This is a genomic window from Salinivibrio sp. IB872 (assembly GCF_001995345.1).
Lineage (GTDB): Bacteria > Pseudomonadota > Gammaproteobacteria > Enterobacterales > Vibrionaceae > Salinivibrio > Salinivibrio proteolyticus.
The window spans coordinates 39,521-60,102 of record NZ_MUFO01000020.1; the positions used below are offsets into that span (position 1 = coordinate 39,521).

At 51.4% G+C, this 20,582-nt stretch carries 21 protein-coding genes; 19 read left to right on the forward strand and 2 right to left on the reverse strand.

The features are described 5' to 3' along the window. Window positions 1-102 precede the first annotated feature (102 nt). Window positions 103-906, reverse strand: coding sequence for an inositol-1-monophosphatase (gene suhB / locus BZJ18_RS10080; protein WP_069590632.1), 804 nt, complete (start codon window positions 904-906; stop codon window positions 103-105). Between the two features lie 261 nt (window positions 907-1,167). Between suhB and trmJ the strand changes: the two genes are divergently transcribed. The 19 genes from trmJ (at window position 1,168) to der (ending at window position 18,621) form a co-directional block, all read left to right on the forward strand. Continuing rightward, entirely contained in the window at window positions 1,168-1,923 is a 756-nt protein-coding gene (gene trmJ / locus BZJ18_RS10085; protein ID WP_077456437.1) for a tRNA (cytosine(32)/uridine(32)-2'-O)-methyltransferase TrmJ, read from the forward strand. Between the two features lie 132 nt (window positions 1,924-2,055). Continuing rightward, entirely contained in the window at window positions 2,056-2,577 is a 522-nt protein-coding gene (gene iscR, locus BZJ18_RS10090; protein WP_077456438.1) for a Fe-S cluster assembly transcriptional regulator IscR, read from the forward strand. A gap of 29 nt (window positions 2,578-2,606) precedes the next feature. Continuing rightward, entirely contained in the window at window positions 2,607-3,821 is a 1,215-nt protein-coding gene (locus BZJ18_RS10095) for an IscS subfamily cysteine desulfurase (RefSeq protein ID WP_077456440.1), read from the forward strand. Between the two features lie 54 nt (window positions 3,822-3,875). After that, complete coding sequence (gene iscU / locus BZJ18_RS10100; protein ID WP_077456442.1) at window positions 3,876-4,259, forward strand: Fe-S cluster assembly scaffold IscU; 384 nt, start codon at window positions 3,876-3,878, stop codon at window positions 4,257-4,259. Window positions 4,260-4,280: 21 nt separating this feature from the next. Continuing rightward, window positions 4,281-4,604 (forward strand): iron-sulfur cluster assembly protein IscA, encoded by a 324-nt coding sequence (gene iscA, locus BZJ18_RS10105; protein ID WP_069590643.1) that lies wholly within the window; start codon window positions 4,281-4,283, stop codon window positions 4,602-4,604. Between the two features lie 13 nt (window positions 4,605-4,617). Then, window positions 4,618-5,130, forward strand: coding sequence for a co-chaperone HscB (gene hscB, locus BZJ18_RS10110; protein WP_069590645.1), 513 nt, complete (start codon window positions 4,618-4,620; stop codon window positions 5,128-5,130). Window positions 5,131-5,177: 47 nt separating this feature from the next. Next, window positions 5,178-7,028, forward strand: coding sequence for a Fe-S protein assembly chaperone HscA (hscA, locus tag BZJ18_RS10115; protein ID WP_077456444.1), 1,851 nt, complete (start codon window positions 5,178-5,180; stop codon window positions 7,026-7,028). Window positions 7,029-7,030: 2 nt separating this feature from the next. After that, complete coding sequence (gene fdx, locus BZJ18_RS10120) at window positions 7,031-7,369, forward strand: ISC system 2Fe-2S type ferredoxin (RefSeq protein ID WP_069590648.1); 339 nt, start codon at window positions 7,031-7,033, stop codon at window positions 7,367-7,369. 34 nt (window positions 7,370-7,403) lie between these two features. Then, window positions 7,404-7,598, forward strand: a complete 195-nt coding sequence (iscX, locus tag BZJ18_RS10125; RefSeq protein ID WP_175418670.1) for a Fe-S cluster assembly protein IscX — start codon at window positions 7,404-7,406, stop codon at window positions 7,596-7,598. A 205-nt stretch (window positions 7,599-7,803) separates the two neighbouring features. Continuing rightward, window positions 7,804-9,099 carry an aminopeptidase PepB gene (gene pepB / locus BZJ18_RS10130; protein ID WP_077456446.1) on the forward strand — a complete coding sequence of 432 codons (1,296 nt, stop codon included), beginning with the start codon at window positions 7,804-7,806 and terminating at the stop codon, window positions 9,097-9,099. Between the two features lie 154 nt (window positions 9,100-9,253). Further along, window positions 9,254-9,682 carry a nucleoside-diphosphate kinase gene (gene ndk / locus BZJ18_RS10135; RefSeq protein WP_077456448.1) on the forward strand — a complete coding sequence of 143 codons (429 nt, stop codon included), beginning with the start codon at window positions 9,254-9,256 and terminating at the stop codon, window positions 9,680-9,682. 236 nt (window positions 9,683-9,918) lie between these two features. Then, window positions 9,919-11,040: a bifunctional tRNA (adenosine(37)-C2)-methyltransferase TrmG/ribosomal RNA large subunit methyltransferase RlmN gene (locus BZJ18_RS10140; protein ID WP_077456450.1), complete on the forward strand. Its 1,122-nt coding sequence runs from the start codon at window positions 9,919-9,921 to the stop codon at window positions 11,038-11,040. Between the two features lie 29 nt (window positions 11,041-11,069). Next, complete coding sequence (gene pilW / locus BZJ18_RS10145; protein ID WP_077456452.1) at window positions 11,070-11,825, forward strand: type IV pilus biogenesis/stability protein PilW; 756 nt, start codon at window positions 11,070-11,072, stop codon at window positions 11,823-11,825. Beyond that, window positions 11,815-12,789 carry a cytoskeleton protein RodZ gene (gene rodZ / locus BZJ18_RS10150; protein WP_077456454.1) on the forward strand — a complete coding sequence of 325 codons (975 nt, stop codon included), beginning with the start codon at window positions 11,815-11,817 and terminating at the stop codon, window positions 12,787-12,789. The genes pilW and rodZ overlap by 11 nt, the downstream gene beginning before the upstream one ends. 15 nt (window positions 12,790-12,804) lie before the next feature. Further along, window positions 12,805-13,938 (forward strand): flavodoxin-dependent (E)-4-hydroxy-3-methylbut-2-enyl-diphosphate synthase, encoded by a 1,134-nt coding sequence (gene ispG, locus BZJ18_RS10155; RefSeq protein ID WP_069590662.1) that lies wholly within the window; start codon window positions 12,805-12,807, stop codon window positions 13,936-13,938. Window positions 13,939-13,985: 47 nt separating this feature from the next. Beyond that, the gene (gene hisS / locus BZJ18_RS10160; protein ID WP_077456456.1) at window positions 13,986-15,254 is read left to right on the forward strand and encodes a histidine--tRNA ligase; all 1,269 of its coding nucleotides are present in this window, start codon (window positions 13,986-13,988) and stop codon (window positions 15,252-15,254) included. A 12-nt stretch (window positions 15,255-15,266) separates the two neighbouring features. Further along, window positions 15,267-15,869 (forward strand): YfgM family protein, encoded by a 603-nt coding sequence (locus tag BZJ18_RS10165; RefSeq protein WP_077456458.1) that lies wholly within the window; start codon window positions 15,267-15,269, stop codon window positions 15,867-15,869. A 9-nt stretch (window positions 15,870-15,878) separates the two neighbouring features. Further along, window positions 15,879-17,036, forward strand: coding sequence for an outer membrane protein assembly factor BamB (bamB, locus tag BZJ18_RS10170; RefSeq protein ID WP_077456460.1), 1,158 nt, complete (start codon window positions 15,879-15,881; stop codon window positions 17,034-17,036). A gap of 91 nt (window positions 17,037-17,127) precedes the next feature. Then, a complete protein-coding gene (gene der, locus BZJ18_RS10175; protein ID WP_069590670.1) occupies window positions 17,128-18,621 on the forward strand; it encodes a ribosome biogenesis GTPase Der in 1,494 nt (497 codons plus the stop codon). 402 nt (window positions 18,622-19,023) lie between these two features. Here der and xseA read toward each other — a convergent pair whose 3' ends face one another. Further along, window positions 19,024-20,388, reverse strand: a complete 1,365-nt coding sequence (gene xseA, locus BZJ18_RS10180; RefSeq protein ID WP_241824946.1) for an exodeoxyribonuclease VII large subunit — start codon at window positions 20,386-20,388, stop codon at window positions 19,024-19,026. Window positions 20,389-20,582 lie beyond the last annotated feature (194 nt).

Genomic DNA, 20,582 nt, shown 5'->3' on the forward strand with positions numbered 1-20,582 from the left:
CGGCTACCGACTCGGTGGCCGCGGCTTTACCATTCAGTTTGGTAATAAAAAAAGCGGCGCTCGATGAGCACCGCTTTTTTCTTGTTTCGTCTGTCGTGTCGATTATTTCTTCATCGACTCAGGCGCATTCTCACGCACTTTTGCCAGCATACCTTTCACGATACGTGGGTTACCACTGACAATGTTGCCTGAGTGCATGTAATCGGTGCCGCCACTAAAGTCGGTACAAATCGCACCCGCTTCACGAGCAATCAGCTCACCGGCCGCAAGGTCCCACGGCTTAAGGCCAAGCTCAAAGAAACCGTCCACACGGCCAGCGGCCACGTAGCACAGATCCAAGGCTGCTGAACCGGTACGACGGAAGTCTGCGCAATCAACAAACAAAGCACTGATCACGGCCATAAAGCCTTCAGCATGTTGCTTCGCTTTGAAGGGGAAACCCGTCGCGAGGATAGTGCCGTTCAGATCTTTTGCGCTGCCGGTACGGATACGTTTGTTGTTAAGTTGCGCGCCAGCACCGCGTTGTGCGGTGAATAGCTCGTTACGCATTGGGTCATACACGCAGCCGATTTCGGTGCGGCCTTTAATGCGCACAGCGATAGAAACGCTGAAGTGAGGTAAGCCATTAACGAAGTTAGTGGTGCCATCCAGTGGGTCGATGATCCATTGATAGTCGCTATCTTTACCTTCCGCAACGCCAGATTCTTCACCAACGATGGTGTGGTCAGGGTAGGACTTTTTGATGATGTCGATGATGATTTGCTCAGCACCTTTGTCCACATTGGTGACAAAGTCATTGGTGCCTTTTTGCGCGGTTTCGATGTTGTCTCTGTGTTCTGCAGATTTAGCGATAAAGTCGCCAGCCTTCCGTGCAGCACGGACGGCGATGTTTAGCATCGGATGCATACGATTTTCCCAACGGATGTTAAAGAACGAAAGCGGGCGCGAGTATAACAGAGCTGGATGAAAAGGAAAGTGGTTATTTTTTCATCGCCACGGATCAGGCAATTAGCGCGGTAACATGTTTTTCGTCAATAGTCGCTCTTGTCCTAGCTGAGAAGTATTATCGATTGCACTGTGATAAACTGCGCAGATCTTTCAGACCTCTGCTTGCGGGTAGTCAAAGCCAATAATTACCCCAGTAGTGCAAGAGACGACGATAACACCATGCTAGATCAAATTCGCGTAGTGCTAGTGGGCACTTCCCACTCCGGCAATATCGGCTCGGCGGCACGAGCCATGAAAGTAATGGGCTTAAGCCGTATGACCCTAGTGGCACCTCAATGTGACGTTGATGGGCAAGCCATTGCACTGGCTGCCGGTGCCAGTGATATCGCCAATAACGCGCGAGTGGTGGACACGCTTGAAGAAGCCGTGGCCGATTGTGGCTTGGTGATTGGGACCAGTGCACGCAGCCGAACGCTAGAATGGCCGATGCTAGATGCCCGCGAGTGTGGGAAAAAGGCCTTGTCTGAAGCACCGTCTCATCCGGTTGCGATTGTGTTCGGCCGTGAGCGCACAGGACTCACAAATGAGGAGTTGCAAACCTGTCATTATCATGTCGCCATTCCTGCCAACCCAGATTATAGCTCGTTGAATTTGGCCATGGCGGTGCAAACACTCTGCTATGAGCTGCGTATGGCATGGTTAGAAAGCCAAGCGTATCAAGGCGAGAGTCAGGTTCAAGACTATCCGCTTAATGAAGAGCTGAGCCGTTTTTACCAACACCTTGAAAAGGTGTTAACCCAAACCGGTTTTATTCGTAAACAGCATCCTGGCATGGTAATGACCAAATTGCGTCGTCTGTTTAATCGTGCAAGGCTGGAGAGCCAAGAGCTTAATATTCTGCGAGGCGTCTTGTCGTCGGTTGAAAAAGGGACCCAGCCAACAGGCGCATCACCATCCAATAAAGAGAATTCATAACGGCATTGATCGATTTCATTGGCACGACGTAATAGGGCAAATAAAACCTGACTAAATTACTCAGGTAAATACTTGACCAAAACACTCAAGTATGTAACCATTTGACCATCTATTCACCACAGGTAGCGTGTTATGAGACTGACTTCGAAAGGCCGTTATGCGGTAACCGCGATGCTCGATGTCGCCCTTCATTCTGAGCAGGGCCCGGTGCCACTGGYGGACATTTCTGAGCGTCAAGGCATTTCATTGTCTTACCTTGAGCAACTTTTCTCTCGCCTACGCAAGGCGGGGCTAGTGAGCAGTGTTCGTGGCCCAGGCGGTGGTTATCGTCTTGGTGTAGAAGCCACTGATATCGCGGTAGGTGCCGTGATCGCGGCGGTTGACGAATCCGTAGACGCCACTAAGTGCCAAGGTAAAGCTGATTGTCAAGGCGGTACTCGCTGTTTGACGCATACCTTGTGGCGCGATTTAAGTGCCCGTATAAGCGGTTTTCTAAATGACATCACGCTCGGTGAGCTGATGCAAGATAACGAAGTGAAGCAAGTAGCAGATCGTCAGGACGCTAAACTGGATGCCACCTTGGCGCCCAGACATTCTTTTAGCTCACAAGTAAAGCAAGACAGTGCCACCATTGGTGTCAATGTTCGCTCCTGATGACCATGTCGGTGTAATTGGAGAAAAACATGAAATTGCCCATTTATTTTGATTACTCAGCCACGTGTCCGGTTGACCCGCGTGTGGCTGAAAAAATGAGTCAGTACCTGACTATGGACGGGTTCTTTGGTAACCCGGCCTCTCGCTCGCACCGTTTTGGCTGGCAGGCAGAAGAAGCGGTGGATACCGCTCGTGAGCACATCGCGAACTACTGTAATGCTGATCCTCGTGAAATCGTCTTTACCTCTGGTGCGACCGAGTCTGACAACTTGGCAATTAAAGGCATCGCTCACTTCTACGCGAAAAAAGGCAAGCACGTCATTACTTGTAAAACCGAGCATAAAGCGGTGTTGGACCCATGCCGTCAACTCGAACGTGAAGGTTTTGAAGTTACCTACCTTGAGCCAGAAGAAAATGGCTTGGTAGACATGAAAAAGCTCGAAGCAGCGATGCGTGACGACACAATCTTAGTGTCTATCATGCACGTGAACAACGAGATCGGTGTGATTCAAGATATCGCGGCCATTGGCGAACTGTGCCGTGAGCGCAAGATCATGTTCCATGTCGATGCGGCGCAATCTATCGGTAAACTGCCTATCGATGTGCAAGAAATGAAAGTGGACCTGATTTCATTCAGCGCCCACAAAGCCTACGGACCTAAAGGTATCGGGGCGCTGTATGTTCGCCGTAAACCTCGCGTGCGTATCGAAGCGCAAATGCACGGTGGTGGCCACGAACGCGGTATGCGTTCAGGTACACTCCCTACCCACCAAATCGTGGGCATGGGTGAAGCGTTCCGTATTGCCAAAGAAGAGCGTGAAAAAGATTACCAACACGCACTGGCATTGCGTAACCGCTTCTACGAAGGCGTTAAAGATCTGGAAGAAGTCTACGTCAACGGTGATATGGAACAGCGTGTTCCACACAACCTAAACGTAAGCTTTGCGTTTGTTGAAGGCGAATCTTTGCTGATGGCATTGAAAGACCTTGCCGTTTCTTCAGGCTCAGCCTGTACGTCAGCAAGCCTTGAGCCTTCTTACGTATTGCGTGCACTGGGACGTGACGATGAGCTTGCACACAGCTCACTGCGTTTCTCATTTGGCCGCTTCACCACCGAGGAAGAAGTGGACTACGCGGTTGAAAAAGTCCGCGAAGCGGTTAACAAACTGCGTGAAATGTCTCCATTGTGGGATATGTACAAAGACGGTATCGACCTAAGTACCGTTGAATGGGCGCACCACTAATTCAAAAAACGCGCCAGCTGGCAACAGTGAGCAATCATATTTGAGGAAACGATTATGGCTTACAGCGATAAAGTAATTGACCACTACGAAAACCCACGTAACGTCGGTGCGTTTGAAAAAGATGATCCGTCTGTCGGTAGCGGCATGGTGGGTGCGCCGGCTTGTGGTGACGTTATGAAGCTACAAATCAAGGTGAACGACCAAGGCATCATCGAAGACGCCAAATTTAAAACCTACGGCTGTGGGTCAGCGATTGCATCAAGCTCGCTGGTGACTGAGTGGGTAAAAGGCCGCTCAATTGATGATGCCGCCGCGATCAAAAACTCAGAGATCGCTGAAGAGCTAGAACTTCCGCCGGTAAAAGTGCACTGCTCTATCTTGGCAGAAGACGCTATCAAAGCGGCAGTGAGTGATTACRAGAAAAAACACCAGCAGTAAAACCAAGGGGTTGTTGTAACTATGGCGATTACCATGACACAAGCGGCATCTGATCGCGTCAGAGCTTTTTTGGATAACCGAGGCAAAGGCATTGGCCTGCGACTGGGTGTCAGAACGTCAGGTTGCTCAGGCATGGCTTATGTCCTTGAGTTTGCTGATGAGCTGCAAGAAGGCGATCAGGTGTTCGAACGTGACGGTGTAAAGGTGATTGTCGACAGCAAAAGCCTGCTTTATCTCGAAGGGACAGAGCTGGACTTTGTGAAAGAAGGCCTAAATGAGGGCTTTCAGTTCAACAACCCTAACGTGAGCAGCGAGTGTGGTTGTGGCGAAAGCTTTAACGTGTAATTCGTGAGAGCACATGAATCATTTTGAACTCTTCGAGCTACCGTACCAGTTTGAGCTGGACGGTAGCTCGCTTTCTTCCACATTCCGGGAACTGCAACGTCAGTACCACCCCGACAATGTGGCTAGCCAAGACGATAAGACTCGTCTTCAGGCGGTACAGAAAGCATCCCAAATAAACGATGCGTTCCAGACCTTAAAAGATCCGGTGAGTCGCGCAGAATACATGCTGCTCCTGCAAGGCATTGACTTGAAAGACGAGCAACAGACCATGCAGGATCCGGAGTTTTTAATGCAGCAAATGATGCTGCGCGAAGAACTTGAGTCAATCACCGACAGTCATGACGACGCGGCATTGTTTGATTTTGGTGAGAAAGCCCAAGCGCTTTACGACAGCTTGATTGCGGATGTTAAAACCGCGCTAGCACAATCGCAGTGGCAAGATGCTGCGGTGATCGTTCGTAAGCTCAAGTTTGCGGTCAAACTTCGTCAAGAAGTCGAACGCGTTGAAGATCAGCTCATGGGCTGATGTTGCACTTATTCGCCTGTCAACGCAGTAAAGTTTAAGGATTCGACATGGCACTGTTACAGATTTCAGAACCCGGTCAAAGTGCTGCGCCGCACGAGCACAAACACGCGGTGGGCATTGATTTAGGGACCACCAACACCTTGGTAGCGTCGGTGCGAAGTGGCAAGGCGACCACCTTGAACGACCATCAAGACCGACCTTTGATCCCCTCCGTCGTCCACTACGGTGAAGAGACTGTTTCTGTCGGTTACGATGCGCTAGACAAAGTGCAGACAGACAGCGCGAACACCTTGGTGTCCGTGAAACGTATGATGGGACGCTCATTGGAAGATGTCCAAGCCCGCTACCCTAATTTGCCTTATCAGTTTTCTAAAACCGAAAACGGTCTTCCACAAGTCGAGACACGTCGAGGGGCGATTAACCCAGTTCAAGGTTCGGCCGATATTTTACGTGCCGTTCGTGAGCGCGCAGAGGACAGCCTAGGCGACGCCTTAGAAGGCGTGGTCATTACGGTGCCTGCTTACTTTGACGATGCGCAGCGCGCAGGGACCAAAGATGCGGCCAAACTTGCAGGCCTTAATGTCTTGCGCCTGCTTAATGAGCCAACTGCAGCGGCGATTGCCTACGGCCTCGACTCTGGTCAAGAAGGCGTGATTGCCGTTTACGACCTTGGCGGCGGTACCTTTGATATTTCTATTTTGCGCCTTTCGAAAGGGGTGTTTGAGGTCATGGCCACGGGCGGTGACTCGGCACTGGGTGGCGACGATTTTGACCACTTGGTTGAACAGTGGATCTGCGAGCAAGCCGGATTTGAAACCCTGAGTGGTGATGAGCGTCGTACGGTGCTTCACGCGGCGACACAAGCCAAAATTGCGCTATCGTCGGCGGACACCACTGCCATTGATGTGCTTGGTTGGCAGGGCGTGCTGACGCGAGAAACGTTCGATCAGCTGGTGGCGCCACTGATCAAGAAAACCTTGATGTCGTGCCGTCGTGCACTGAAAGATGCCAGTGTCAGTGCTGATGAAGTGCTGGAAGTGGTTATGGTGGGCGGCTCAACCCGTGTGCCTGCGGTTCGTGAGCAGGTTGGCCAATTCTTCGGTCGTGAGCCCCTCACTAGCATTGACCCAGATAAAGTGGTTGCCATGGGCGCGGCCACTCAAGCGGATATTTTAGTTGGCAACAAGCCAGACTCTGACATGTTGTTGTTGGATGTGATCCCCTTGTCACTCGGTATTGAGACCATGGGTGGCTTGGTGGAAAAAATCATTCCACGTAATACCACGATTCCTGTCGCCAAAGCGCAAGAGTTTACGACCTTCAAAGACGGCCAAACCGGCATGAAAGTGCATGTAGTACAAGGCGAGCGTGAGATGGTCGACGACTGTCGCTCACTGGCCCAGTTTAGCCTGAAAGGCATTCCACCCATGACGGCTGGCGCCGCACATGTGCGCGTTACCTATCAAGTGGATGCTGACGGCTTGCTGTCTGTCACCGCGATGGAAAAATCAACCGAGGTTGAAGCGTCCATCCAAGTGAAGCCGTCTTATGGGCTCAGCGATGACGAGATCGCTACGATGATCAAATCATCGTTTACCCATGCGGCAGAAGACAAAGACGCGCGCTACTTAGCGGAGCAGCGTGTTGAAGCTGACCGCGTGATTGAAGGGCTGCTTGTTGCGATGCAACAAGATGGCGATACCTTGCTTGATGCCGATGAGCAACAAGCAGTGGTGAATGAAATAGAAAAACTGATCGCTCTGCGCAACGGTGATGATGGCGCTGCGATAGAAGCCGGAATCAAAGCGCTGGATAAAGCAAGCCAGACCTTTGCGGCACGTCGCATGGACCAATCGATTCGTCATGCGTTGGCCGGCCAATCCATTGATGAGGTGTAATCATGCCTAAGATTATTGTTCTGCCACACCAAGATTTGTGTCCAGAAGGCGCAGAATTAGAGGCCAAAGAAGGTGAAACGGTTCTCGACGTGGCGCTAAAAAACGGTATTGGGATCGAACATGCCTGTGAAAAGTCCTGTGCCTGTACCACATGTCACATCATTGTTCGTGAAGGCTTCGACTCACTCGACGAAAGTGACGAGCTAGAAGACGATATGCTGGATAAAGCGTGGGGGCTGGAGCCTGAATCGCGTCTCGGCTGTCAGGCAAAAATCACGGATGAAGATCTCGTGGTCGAGATCCCACGTTATACCCTCAACCATGCGGCAGAAAACCATTAATCCAAGCCGCTAAGGACGGAGAAGCAAGATGAGCTTGAAATGGACAGACTCACGCGATATCGCGATTGAACTGAGTGATACCTACCCAGATGTAGACCCTAAAGCGGTACGGTTTACGGATTTACACCGTTGGATCACTGAGTTAGAGGATTTTGATGACGATCCGGAGCGTTCCAATGAGCGTATCCTAGAAGCGATCATCATGTGTTGGATGGATGAGCTAGACTGAGGGTTAACTCTCGTGAGTGGCTGATAATACTTGTATTTTAGCCACTGCCTCGGCACAGTATCTGTGGCCTAATATCTAACACATTATTAAAAGCGGGCCAATCGGCTCGCTTTTTTACATTCAACTGGCTGTCATCGACCTCGATTAAGATAGCCGGATGACGCTGCGCAGCAAAAAGCAGCGCGATAGTACAAGGAGTGCAACTATGTCTGAAACATTAATGGTTACTTTGTCGCATGAACCGGCAGCCGCGCATTGGGGCGAGAACGCCTTGGTCTCATTTGAGGCGGATAAAGCGGTTGTACACGCGCCAAAAGGCGAGACGCAACGCGATAGAGTACAGCAAGCCGCTCGCAAGCTTGAAGGGCAAGGCGTACCAGCATTAACGCTTGGTGGTGACCAGTGGGACTTGGAACTGGCGTGGGCGTTCTATCAAGGTTTGCGCGGCCCGAAAAATACCGTCGCATTAGAACAGGCGGTGCTCAGTGGCGCCGATGCCGATGAGTTCGTCCTGCGCCAGCAAGTGGGCGATTGGGTGCGCGACATTATCAACCAAACTGCAGAAGAAGTGGGTCCTCACCAACTAGCCGCCCGTGCGGGGGAGTTTGTTAAATCCATGGCCCCGGAAGCGGTCAGTTATAAAATTATTTCTGGCACCGATTTGCTTGAGCAAGGCTGGAACGGCATTTACACCGTTGGACGTGGTTCGGCGCGTAAACCGACCATGCTGCAGCTTGACTTCAACCCAACTGGTGATGAATCTGCCCCTGTCTATGCGTGTTTAGTGGGGAAAGGGATCACCTTCGACTCGGGCGGTTACAGCATTAAGCCGTCTGACTTTATGGCGTCGATGAAAGCCGATATGGGGGGGGCTGCCACCGCGACCGGCGCATTAGCGATGGCGATTGCTAAAGGGCTGGATAAGCGCGTCAAACTGATCCTATGCTGCGCAGAAAACATGATCTCAAGCAGCGCCTATAAGCTTGGGGATATCATTACCTACAAAAACGGTGTGACGGTCGAAGTGCTCAACACTGATGCGGAAGGCCGATTAGTCTTAGCCGATGGTCTGATGTACGCCAGTGAACATAAGCCTGAACTCTTGATTGATTGTGCGACCCTAACCGGTGCAGCGAAAGCCGCGCTGGGTAATGACTATCACGCTTTATTCAGTTTTGACGACTCGCTGGCGCATCGCACCCTTGAAGCGGCGCAGCAAGAAGGTGAAGGCATGTGGCCGCTGCCACTGGCAGAATTCCACCGTAAACTCTTGCCTTCATCGTTCGCGGACATTGCTAATGCGTCTTCTGGTGCATACATGCCAGGCGCGAGCACCGCGGCTGCGTTCTTGTCCTACTTCGTGGATGATTATCAAAAAGGTTGGATGCACGTTGATTGCTCCGGTACCTATCGTAAAGCCGCGAATGACAAATGGGCGGTGGGCGCGACCGGTATGGGTGTGAAAACCCTCGCTCGTGTGTTGTTGGATGAGGCGAAATAATCGCTCATTGACTGAAAACAGGCGAAGCATGTCACTGATTTTTTGTGCCAGTTAACGCTTCGCCTGATTAGGCTTAGGGCGCACGGATAAAGTCTGCTAGGGTAGGCCCTTATCGTCCCTTGAGGCCCATTATAGAGAGTGAAAGGAAAAGCGAATGACCATTGAACGCACTTTTTCTATCGTCAAGCCTGATGCCGTAGAGCGTAACCTCATTGGTGCTATCTATCAGCGTATCGAAAGTGCTGGTTTGCGTATTGTCGCAGCGAAAATGCTGCATCTGACCAAGGAGCAAGCAGAAGGGTTTTATGCCGAACACCAAGGCAAACCGTTCTTTGCGTCACTGGTCGAGTTTATGACCTCGGGTCCCATTATGGTCCAAGTGCTAGAAGGTGAGGGCGCGATTAGCCGTTATCGCGAGCTAATGGGGAAAACCAACCCAGAAGAAGCGGCCTGTGGCACCTTGCGCGCCGATTTTGCAGAAAGCATGCAATACAACTCAGTGCATGGCTCGGATAGCCCCGCGTCTGCTGAGCGTGAAATTGCTTACTTCTTCACGGCCGATGAGATCCATCCTCGTTGCTAATCCCGCTTTTAGCGCACGGGTGTTTTAAAAAGAGGCGTTGGCCTCTTTTTTTACGTCTTAAGTGCAAATAACCCTGCTCGCTGAGAGTGGAAACTGTGATCTAAAGCTTGTACAATTTCGCGCCTTGAGCGCGCACGCCAGCTCCTTGTTAGCACAACAGGGTGGACAAGCAGCGTGCCGCAATGGCGAATATACTTGTCTTTACCACACAGCTAGTTCTTACGAGGCAACCCCCAATGACAACAGAGAAAGTTAATCTGCTTGATTTTGACAGGCAGGCACTCCGTGCATATTTTGCTGACGAGCTCGGCGAAAAGGCATTCCGTGCCGACCAAGTCATGAAGTGGATCTATCACTTCGGTTGCGACGACTTCGATGAGATGAACAACATCAACAAGAAGTTGCGTGAGAAACTCAAGCGTGTGGCGGAGATCCGCGCACCAGAAGTGGCATCGGCCCAGTACTCAAAAGATGGCACCATTAAATGGGCCATGCGTGTGGCTGGTCAAGATGTTGAAACCGTCTATATCCCAGAAGATGACCGGGCTACCTTGTGTGTGTCTTCGCAGGTTGGTTGTGCGTTGGACTGTAAATTCTGCTCGACCGGTGCCCAAGGCTTTAACCGTAACTTGCGCGTGTCTGAGATCATCGGTCAGGTATGGCGTGCGGCGAAAGAAATCGGGATTGAAAAAGAAACTGGTCGCCGTCCGATCACCAACGTGGTGATGATGGGCATGGGCGAGCCGTTACTGAACATGAAAAATCTGATCCCAGCGTTGAACCTGATGCTAGATGATAACGCCTACGGCCTATCGAAGCGTCGCGTGACGGTCTCAACCTCAGGGGTTGTGTCAGGTCTTGAGCAAATGATCGGTAAAATCGACGTGGCGTTGGCGATTTCTCTGCATGCGCCGAATGATGAGCTTCGTAGCCAGATCATGCCAATCAATGACCGCTGGGACATTGAGGCATTCCTTGATGCCGTGCGCCGTTATATTGCGACATCGAATGCGAACCGTGGTCGTGTCACGGTTGAGTATATTTTGCTCGATCATGTCAATGATTATATGGAGCATGCGCGTCAGCTCGCAGAGCTACTGAAAGATACGCCAGCGAAGATTAACCTTATTCCATTTAACCCGTATCCTGAGTCTCCGTACAAGAAACCGAGTAATTCTCGTATCGATAGGTTTATGAAAACCTTGATGGAATACGACTTTACCGTGACGGTACGCAAGACGCGTGGAGATGATATTGATGCCGCTTGTGGGCAATTAGCCGGCGATATCATTGATCGAACCAAACGCGCCGAGAAGCGACTGGGTGCACAGGAGGTTATCCCTGTTCGTCCAGTCTGACCGATAGGCTCAGAAAAAAGGATAGGGACATGCACCGTACTGGCTGTGTACTCTTACTCATCATGACGTTGGCTGGATGTGCCACGCCAGTAGAAAAGCAAAAAAGTTCAGAATTTGATAGTATTCGGGCAGCGGATGCCCGAATATCACTGGGATTAGGCTACCTAAACAGTGATCGCTATCAACAAGCGCAGCAAAACTTACAACAAGCGCTACGATATGCGCCAGACTACTATCGTGCCTTGCTGTCAATGGCGTATTATCAACAACGTGTCGGAGAAAGTGAAAAAGCCGACCGTTTTTATCAACAAGCATTGCGCCAGGCGCCCGATAATGGCGACGTATATAACAATTACGGTGTATTTTTGTGTGAGCAGCGGCGTTTTGCTGCGGCGAAGCAAGCATTTTTGCAAGCCATTGCGCAACCGTATTATCATCGGGTGTCAGACAGTTATGAAAATGCCGCCTTTTGTCAGCTAACGGCTGGGGAAAGGCAAAGTGCAAAAGCCTTGTTTGAAAAAGCCGTCGATCATGACCCACTTCGAGTACGGTCAGGATTGCAACTTGCCAAACTTGAAATCGAAGATGGGCAAGAGACGCGTGCTATCGCACGTATTCAACGTCTGCAAAGACAGGTCGGCGAGCGCCCTGCGGGGTTGCTGCTTTTAGTGAAGGCACATCAACAACAAGGCAACGCGGAGCAAGCTGCCCATGATGCACAACGATTGGCGCAACAGTTTCCAGAATCCAAAGAATATCAATTGTACCTAGCGAATGAATACTGAACAGACGGAAGAACAAGCGCAAACGCATACTCAACCTGCGCCCGGGGAAGTATTAAAGCAAGCGCGTGAAAAAATGGGCTGGAGTGTTCGCGATGTTGCCGACAGGCTGAGATTGCGCGTGAGCGTGATTGAAGATCTCGAAAACAACAATCCAGATACCGATCAATTGGCCACGTTTACACGTGGCTATTTGCGATCCTACGCCAAACTGATGCAAATTGACGCCGATAGCCTGATTGGTACCAGCGATATGGAAGCCAGCAGTGCTGAAACGGTGCAAAAAATGCAGAGCTTTTCACGCAAAACACGTCGTCAGAAAAGCGAGAGCCGTTTGATGATGCTCTCAGGAGCGATTGCGCTGATCTTGGTTGGGATCACGGGTGCTTGGTACTGGCAAAATCAACAAACCGTTGAACCGTTAGTGCCACAGCAAGCAGCGGACGAGTTGGTAACCACGCCGAATGACACCGATACCATGCCGGTGGCTGAGCCACTTCCAGAAGCCGCGCCGCAAGAAACACAAAGCGATGAGCCTGCACAAGCACCTATCTCGGACGCTGAACCAGAGCCATCGGTGCCGGCCTCTAGCGAAGGACAACAAGCGACACAAGCCGTGGCGCCAGAGTCAACGACCAGCGAACCGAGCATCAGCGAACAAATCGATGAAGCCCAGCGCGCTGCCAATGACAGTGTCGGCAATGATAACGAAGCGCCGGTCGCTGCGGACAACACATTGGTCATGCGCTTTAGCAGCGATTGCTGGATTGACGTCCGTGATGCCACCGGTGCGCGCTTGGCCACGGGCATTAAAACCAACGGCGATGCACTGACTTTAAACGGTGAGCCGCCTTATCAACTGGTATTGGGCGCCCCGAGTGCGGTGACCATTACTTTTAATGGCGATAATATTGATCTTGATGGCTATCCAACCGGCCAAGTGGCACGGTTGCGCCTTCCGCAGTAATCAGAGAACGTCGACATGCATACCGAATCCCCGATTAAACGCCGTCCGTCTAAACGTATTTACGTCGGTAATGTTCCCATTGGTGATGGTGCGCCGATAGCGGTGCAATCGATGACCAATACACGCACCACAGATGTAGATGCCACAGTAGCGCAAATTAAAGCGCTAGAAAAAGTGGGCGCCGACATTGTACGTGTCTCGGTACCGACGATGGATGCGGCTGAAGCCTTTAAATTGATCAAGGCGCAAACCTCGATCCCGTTGGTCGCGGATATCCACTTTGACTACCGTATTGCCTTAAAAGTCGCAGAATACGGTGTGGATTGCTTGCGCATCAATCCCGGTAATATAGGCCGTGAAGAACGCATTCGTGCCGTGGTGGATGCTGCGCGAGATAAGAATATCCCGATCCGTATTGGCGTGAATGGCGGCTCACTGGAGCGTGATTTACAAGAAAAATATGGCGAACCGACCCCAGACGCGCTAGTTGAGTCAGCGATGCGCCATGTCGATATCCTGGATCGGCTCAACTTTGATCAATTTAAAGTCAGCGTGAAAGCCTCAGACGTATTCTTGGCCGTCGAGTCATATCGAAAATTGGCGCAGCAAATCGATCAACCGCTGCACCTTGGCATTACCGAAGCGGGTGGCGCCCGTGCGGGTGCGGTTAAATCTGCGGTGGGCCTAGGGATGCTATTAGCGGAAGGCATTGGTGATACCTTGCGTGTATCCCTTGCCGCTGATCCGGTAGAAGAAATCAAAGTCGGTTTTGATATTTTAAAATCACTGCGGATCCGTTCACGCGGGGTGAACTTTATTGCCTGCCCAAGCTGTTCGCGTCAAGAATTTGATGTGATAGGAACCGTGAATGCGCTCGAGCAGCGCCTTGAAGACATCACCACGCCGATGGATGTTTCTGTCATTGGCTGTGTGGTGAATGGGCCCGGTGAAGCCGAAGTCTCTCACCTAGGCTTGGCGGGTGGCAACAAACGCAGCGCCTATTACCTCGATGGCAAGCGTCAGAAAGAGCGTTTTGATAACGAGAACCTTGTCGACGCACTTGAGGCAAAAATTCGCGCGAAAGCGGCGATGATGGATGAAAAGAACCGCATCGACGTCTCACAAATTGAAAAGGAAGGCGAAGCCTAACGGCCGCCTTCTCCATTCTCACTCTTTAATCGGTAACGGAAGTTAACGTGGCTAAAACAATTCAAGCAATTCGAGGCATGAACGATTGCCTCCCGTCTCAGTCTCCCCTATGGCAAAAACTAGAGAACACGGTCAAGCAGGTGGTCAGTGCTTACGGGTATAGCGAAGTACGCATGCCTATCGTGGAAGCAACCCATCTTTTTAGCCGCGCCATCGGTGAAGTCACCGACGTTGTCGAAAAAGAAATGTACACCTTTGATGATCGCAATGGTGACAGCCTCACACTGCGTCCTGAAGGGACAGCGGGTTGTGTGCGTGCCGGTATTGAAAATGGCTTGCTTTATAACCAAGAACATCGCCTTTGGTACACTGGCCCAATGTTCCGTCACGAGCGTCCACAAAAAGGCCGCTATCGTCAATTCCACCAATTTGGCGTGGAAGTGTTTGGCATCGATGGCCCAGACGTCGACGCTGAACTTATCATGATGACGGCGCGTCTCTGGCGTGAGCTAGGCATTGCCGATCACGTCCGTTTAGAGCTTAATTCAATTGGCTCGCCACAAGCGCGTGCTGACTATCGCCAAGCCTTGGTGAATTTTTTGATGCAGCATGAATCTGTTTTGGATGAAGACAGCAAACGCCGCATGAAAACCAACCCATTACGTGTGTTGGATACCAAAAATGCTGACATCCAAGCCATTCTGGTGGATGCTCCTAAGCTGAGCGACTACCTCGATGAGGAATCGAAGCAGCATTTTGCCGGCTTGTGTGAACTCTTGGACGCAGCAGGCATCCAATACGAGGTTAACCACCGTTTGGTCCGTGGCCTTGATTACTACAACCGCACCGTGTTCGAGTGGATCACAGACAGCCTTGGCGCCCAAGGTACAGTATGTGGCGGCGGTCGCTATGATGGTCTGGTTGAACAACTCGGCGGTAAAGCGACGCCTGCGGTTGGATTCGCGATGGGCCTCGAGCGTCTCGTTCTGATGCTCGAAACCCTGAACCAAGATGATGTGCGTCCTGCTGTGGATGTGTATGTTGTCACGGTTGGAGAAGGTAGCCTCGTTGCCGGTATGCAGCTGGCTGAGCGCTTACGTGAGCAAGTCCCGGGCCTACGTGTTATGTCGCACTTTGGCGGGGGTAACTTCAAAAAACAATTTAAACGTGCGGACAAAGTCGGTGCGTCTGTGGCACTGGTGCTTGGCGAAGATGAAGTCGCGAATGGCACCGTGGCAGTAAAAGATTTGAAAGGCGGCGAGCAGCAAACCTTGAAACAAGACGAGGTCGCCGCGACACTCGCAGATTTGATTTAGAGAGGACAGATCGTGGACGTCTACACCACAGAAGAACAGCAAGTTGAAGCGATTAAAAAGTGGTGGCGAGATAACGGCAAAGCCGTTGTTATTGGCGCTGTAGTCGGATTGGGTGTGCTATATGGATGGCGTTACTACCAAGCACACGTGACTGAGAGCAAGGAACAAGCCTCACAGCAATATGTTCAAGCGCTTAGTGGTCTGGACAAAGGCGAAACCGCCGCCCTTGAGAACGTGGTTAAAAGCGAAGACCACGAAGGCTATCGTGCGTTAGCTGCCATGCAATTGGCGAAAAAACTGGTTGAACAAGGGGAGCTTGCGCAAGCGAGCGAACAGCTGCGCCAAGCCAGTGCTTGGGTTAAAGACGATGCCATTCATGGTTTAATTGCCACTCGTCTTGCGCGGATTGAGGCGGAGTTAGGTAATTATGACACCGCAGTGACTGAGCTCGATAGCGTGAAGGCACCAAGCTGGCACGCGAAAGTGGAAGAGATCCGTGGTGATATCATGCTGCTTAAAGGCGACAAAGATGCGGCACGTAGCGCCTATGCGGCGTCACTTGCAGCGGCAGAGAACCCAACCGTCAATATGAAGCTTAACAACCTCAGTCAGTAAGGTCGCGGTATGACAAAAGGATTATGGCGTGGGGCGGCGATGGCAGCTGCCTTGGCGTTGCTCGCCGGTTGTGCCGGTGAAGAAGATGTGGTGCAAATGGCACCATTGCCGACGGTGAATAGCCAATTTACCCCAAGCTTGCAATGGAAAGCACAAGTCGGTGATGGCGTCGGTCATTATTACTCTGCACTGCGTCCGGTCGTGGCTTATGACAAAGTCTTTGCCGCAGATCGTAACGGCCTTATCGGCGCGTATGATTTACAGACCGGTCAGTCGGTATGGGAACAATCAGTGCAAACCGATGTACCTGCGTTGCTCTCGGGCGGTTTGAGTGCGTCTTACGGGAAAGTCTATGTCGGCGCGGAAACTGGGGTGCTTTATGCACTGGATGCCGAAAACGGTGAGCTCGTTTGGCAACAAAACGTCAACGGCGAAATCCTGTCAAAACCCTTGGTTGAAGCTGGACTGGTCGTGGTCAATACCAGCCGCGGTGAGCTAGTTGCGTTGGACGCCGAATCGGGTGAAGTGCAATGGAACAACACCAACGATGTGCCCAATCTCAGCTTGCGTGGCGACAGTGCGCCCGTCACTATCTCCGGCGGTTTATTCTGGGGCATGGCCAATGGTCGATTGGGCGCGGCGATGATCCAAGATGGTCGCTCGCTCTGGCAAATTCCAATTGCCACGCCGAAAGGGGCGACCGAAATTGATCGTCTGGTCGATGTGGATGCCACTCCGGTGATTGAAGGCGACCGCCTGTACGCGGTGGGGTATAATGGTCAGTTGGTGTCGATTGATTTGCGCTCTGGCCAAGCGGCGTGGAAGCGTGATTTTTCGACAGCGACAGACTTTATGGTTGCGGGCAACACCGTTTATCTGATTGATGATAAAGACGATATCGTGGCATTGGATGCGCGCAACGGCCTAGAAAAATGGCGTAACACTGAACTGGAATACCGGATTCTCACGCCACCTTCGGCGAGCAGTGGTTACATCATGGTGGGTGACAGCCAAGGTTATTTGCACTGGCTTGATCCACAAACCGGTGAGTTTGTTGCTCAGCAGTCACTGGAAGGTAATGGCATCGCCGTTGCGCCAGTACAAACGGATAACGGCTATATTGTGATCACACGTGATGGTCAAATGAGAAAACTGACCATCGAGTAGAATTAGCCAACATAACTATTTTGGGCTCCTGACTGCTCTGACAGTGAGGAGCCTTGTTCATTGATAAGAGAATGAAAGAGAAGAGGTCTACATGATTCCTGTTATTGCCCTTGTAGGGCGCCCGAACGTGGGGAAATCGACGCTCTTTAATCGTCTAACCCGCACGCGTGATGCGCTAGTAGCGGACTTTCCGGGACTGACCAGGGATCGAAAATACGGTAAAGCGATGCTGGGTGAACATGAGTTCATCGTGATCGATACCGGCGGCATTGATGGCACCGAGGAAGGCGTAGAAACCAAAATGGCTGAGCAGTCTTTGGCCGCCATTGAAGAAGCAGACGTTGTCCTGTTTATGGTTGATGGTCGTGTGGGTTTAACCCCGGCCGACCAAGAAATTGCGCAGCATATTCGCACCCGTGAAAAAACATCTTTCTTGGTGGTGAATAAGGTCGACGGGATGGATCCGGACACCGCCGCGTCTGACTTTTGGCAATTAGGCATGGACAACATGTACCAAATTGCGGCCGCACATGGTCGCGGTGTAAGTACCTTGATCAATCGTGCGCTGATGCCGTTCGCGGAACAAGCTAAAGAAGACCAAGAAGCTGGCTTGGTTGATCTCACCGGTGAGGATGATATCGAGCCGGTAGACGAAACCACCATGACCGAAGAGGAAGCGGAAAATGAGTACGCCCGCCTCCAAGCCCAGCCGATTAAAATCGGCATTATTGGCCGTCCAAATGTGGGTAAATCGACCCTAACCAACCGCATGCTCGGCGAGGAGCGCGTGGTGGTTTACGATATGCCGGGCACCACACGCGACTCTATCTACATTCCTATGGAGCGTGATGGACGCGAATACGTGATGATTGACACCGCCGGTGTACGACGTCGTAAGCGCGTGACGGATAAAGTCGAGAAGTTCTCGGTCATCCAAACCCTTAAAGCGATTGAAGACGCCAATGTGGTGTTGCTGGTGATTGATGCGCGCGAAAACATCTCTGACCAAGACTTAAGCCTACTGGGCTTTGCCTTGAATGCCGGACGCTCTATTGTGCTGGCAGTTAACAAGTGGGATGGATTGGATAGCGAAGTGAAAGAGCGCGTCAAATCAGAGCTCGACCGCCGTCTTGGTTTTGTCGACTTTGCGCGTGTTCACTTTATATCTGCCCTGCATGGTACGGGTGTGGGTCACTTGTTTGAGTCGATTCAAGAAGCCTATGAGTCAGCGACTAAGCGTGTAGGCACATCGATGCTGACGCGCATCATGAAGATGGCGCAGGACGACCACCAACCGCCGATGATTCGAGGTCGCCGAGTGAAGCTGAAATATGCACACGCCGGGGGCTATAACCCACCGATTGTGGTGATTCACGGTAACTTGGTCAATGAACTTCCGGACTCCTACAAGCGCTATTTAATGAACTACTATCGCCGGACGCTCGATATTATGGGCACCCCGATTAAGATCCAGTTCCAGAATAGTGAAAACCCGTATGAAGGGAAGAAAGAGAAGCTGACGCTTTCTCAGTCCAGACAGCGCAAGCGCTTGATGGATATGGTGAAAAACCGAAACAAAAAATAATGACTCGCCCAGCCATCGCGCTGGGCTTTTTTTGATCTTTCTTACCGCTCTATGATCCTTTTCATGATCTTTTGCGGAAATAAAGTGATCTAAATCACATTAAATTGCAGGTTACAGTCAGTGAAACGATCCGCTGTAATACCGCGCTAGGCGGGTTTTTGAGCGGTGAGAATTCAACCATCACCTGACGCTATTCTCTTTTCATTAATTCTGGATCACGTCCAAAATAGATACCCAAACAGTTTTTTATATCGCTTAAAATCCAAATGCAGAACATGTAACTTATGCTTTCGGGAAGTGTATTGATAAATATTCTTTTTAGGGTAGGAAGCTGATCAAGGGGCATTAACCCCTCGATCAGGCGATCACAACCAGATCAGAGAGAAGTCGGTTGTGCAGAGGTTAATCCTGCGTGGGGGAGACACAAGCCGGTGCAAGCGCGGTGACCGTACTTGTGATGTCACCCTCACGCAGATGGGTATGTAGTGTTTGACCCACGCTAAGCTGATCGGTCTGGGTCACCACTTTGCCATCGTCCGTACGCGTGATGGAATAACCTCGGGTTAGGGTGGCCAGTGGGCTAACGGCATCTAAGGTTGCCATCAGGGTATGCAAACGCTGTTGTGCGTGCTGCAAGTGAGCGTCCATGGCGTGATTAAGACGCTGCTCAAGCTGGCTCACATGCCCTTGCTGGCGATGAATGGTGTGGATTGGCGTTGCACGCTGCAATCGGCCGTCCAACTGGCTACATTGCGCCTGAGCGCGACGAATTTTGGTCATCATCGCCTGTTGCATGCGCCGTTGTAGCTCATCTAATCGCTGGCTTTGCTGTTGTAAGCGCGTGCGCGGATGCTGGTGGGACAAACGGTGCGACAATTGGGTGAGATGGCGTTGCTGACGATAAAGCACATCGGCCATCGCGCGACTGAGTGCCTGCTCGCGTTGCTGGTATTGCTGAAGCCGATAACTCAGATCGCGGCTAACCAGCTCCGCAGCAGCTGAAGGGGTTGGGGCGCGCATGTCAGCGACAAAATCAGCAATGGTCACATCCACCTCATGGCCCACCGCACTGACGATAGGAATTGTGCTGGCAGCGATGGTACGGGCGACGATTTCCTCATTAAAACACCAGAGATCTTCTAGCGATCCCCCGCCACGACCGACAATCAAGACATCACACTCTGCACGGCTATTGGCACGACCAATGGCTTGCGCGATGCTGACCGCGGCATCGCGCCCTTGCACCAGCGTAGGATAAATAACCACGGGTAGGCTAGGATCGCGCCGTTTGAGCACATGCAGAATATCATGCAAGGCAGCGCCGGTTTTGGAGGTAATAATGCCAATACGGCGTGGTTGAGCGGGTAACGGCTTTTTCTCGCTTTGAGCAAAAAGCCCTTCGGCCGCAAGCGCCTGCTTACGTTGCTCAAACTCTTGTTGTAACCGCCCATCCCCTTCAGGTTGCATACTTTCGAGGATCAACTGATAGTCACCGCGTGGCTCATACAAGGACACTCGGGCGCGGACTAACACCTGGTCGCCATTTTTCGGTTTGAAGGTAACACGACGGTTGTTACCGCGGAACATGGCACATTTCACTTGGCTTTGGTTATCTTTTAGCGATAAATACCAATGCCCCGAGACTGCGGCGGCAAAATTGGAAATCTCCCCGCTTAACCAGACAATGCCGATATCGCGCTCAAGACACAGCCGAACTTCGGCATTCAGCCGAGACACCGTCAAAATGTTGCGATTGTTTGTGCTCACGTCGCCAACCTTTTTCATTCACCTGCACGCATACTACCTGTCTGGTTTGAGGATGCCAATTGCTAAGCGTATGCCGTGCGTGAGTGGGCGTTTTCACCCGAAGTGATTGAATATTAAGCGCCTAAAATCAAAGACACCAATAAATGAAAATTCTCAGTAAAAACCTGTAGCCAAACGTTTGCGCTATACGTATA

Bases quoted from the DNA above. Each gene is read 5' to 3' on its own strand.
- suhB (WP_069590632.1), bottom strand. From the start codon at position 906: ATGCATCCGATGCTAAACATCGCCGTCCGTGCTGCACGGAAGGCTGGC.
- trmJ (WP_077456437.1), top strand. From the start codon at position 1,168: ATGCTAGATCAAATTCGCGTAGTGCTAGTGGGCACTTCCCACTCCGGC.
- BZJ18_RS10095 (WP_077456440.1), top strand. From the start codon at position 2,607: ATGAAATTGCCCATTTATTTTGATTACTCAGCCACGTGTCCGGTTGAC.
- iscA (WP_069590643.1), top strand. From the start codon at position 4,281: ATGGCGATTACCATGACACAAGCGGCATCTGATCGCGTCAGAGCTTTT.
- hscB (WP_069590645.1), top strand. From the start codon at position 4,618: ATGAATCATTTTGAACTCTTCGAGCTACCGTACCAGTTTGAGCTGGAC.
- hscA (WP_077456444.1), top strand. From the start codon at position 5,178: ATGGCACTGTTACAGATTTCAGAACCCGGTCAAAGTGCTGCGCCGCAC.
- fdx (WP_069590648.1), top strand. From the start codon at position 7,031: ATGCCTAAGATTATTGTTCTGCCACACCAAGATTTGTGTCCAGAAGGC.
- pepB (WP_077456446.1), top strand. From the start codon at position 7,804: ATGTCTGAAACATTAATGGTTACTTTGTCGCATGAACCGGCAGCCGCG.
- ndk (WP_077456448.1), top strand. From the start codon at position 9,254: ATGACCATTGAACGCACTTTTTCTATCGTCAAGCCTGATGCCGTAGAG.
- BZJ18_RS10140 (WP_077456450.1), top strand. From the start codon at position 9,919: ATGACAACAGAGAAAGTTAATCTGCTTGATTTTGACAGGCAGGCACTC.
- pilW (WP_077456452.1), top strand. From the start codon at position 11,070: ATGCACCGTACTGGCTGTGTACTCTTACTCATCATGACGTTGGCTGGA.
- rodZ (WP_077456454.1), top strand. From the start codon at position 11,815: ATGAATACTGAACAGACGGAAGAACAAGCGCAAACGCATACTCAACCT.
- ispG (WP_069590662.1), top strand. From the start codon at position 12,805: ATGCATACCGAATCCCCGATTAAACGCCGTCCGTCTAAACGTATTTAC.
- bamB (WP_077456460.1), top strand. From the start codon at position 15,879: ATGACAAAAGGATTATGGCGTGGGGCGGCGATGGCAGCTGCCTTGGCG.
- der (WP_069590670.1), top strand. From the start codon at position 17,128: ATGATTCCTGTTATTGCCCTTGTAGGGCGCCCGAACGTGGGGAAATCG.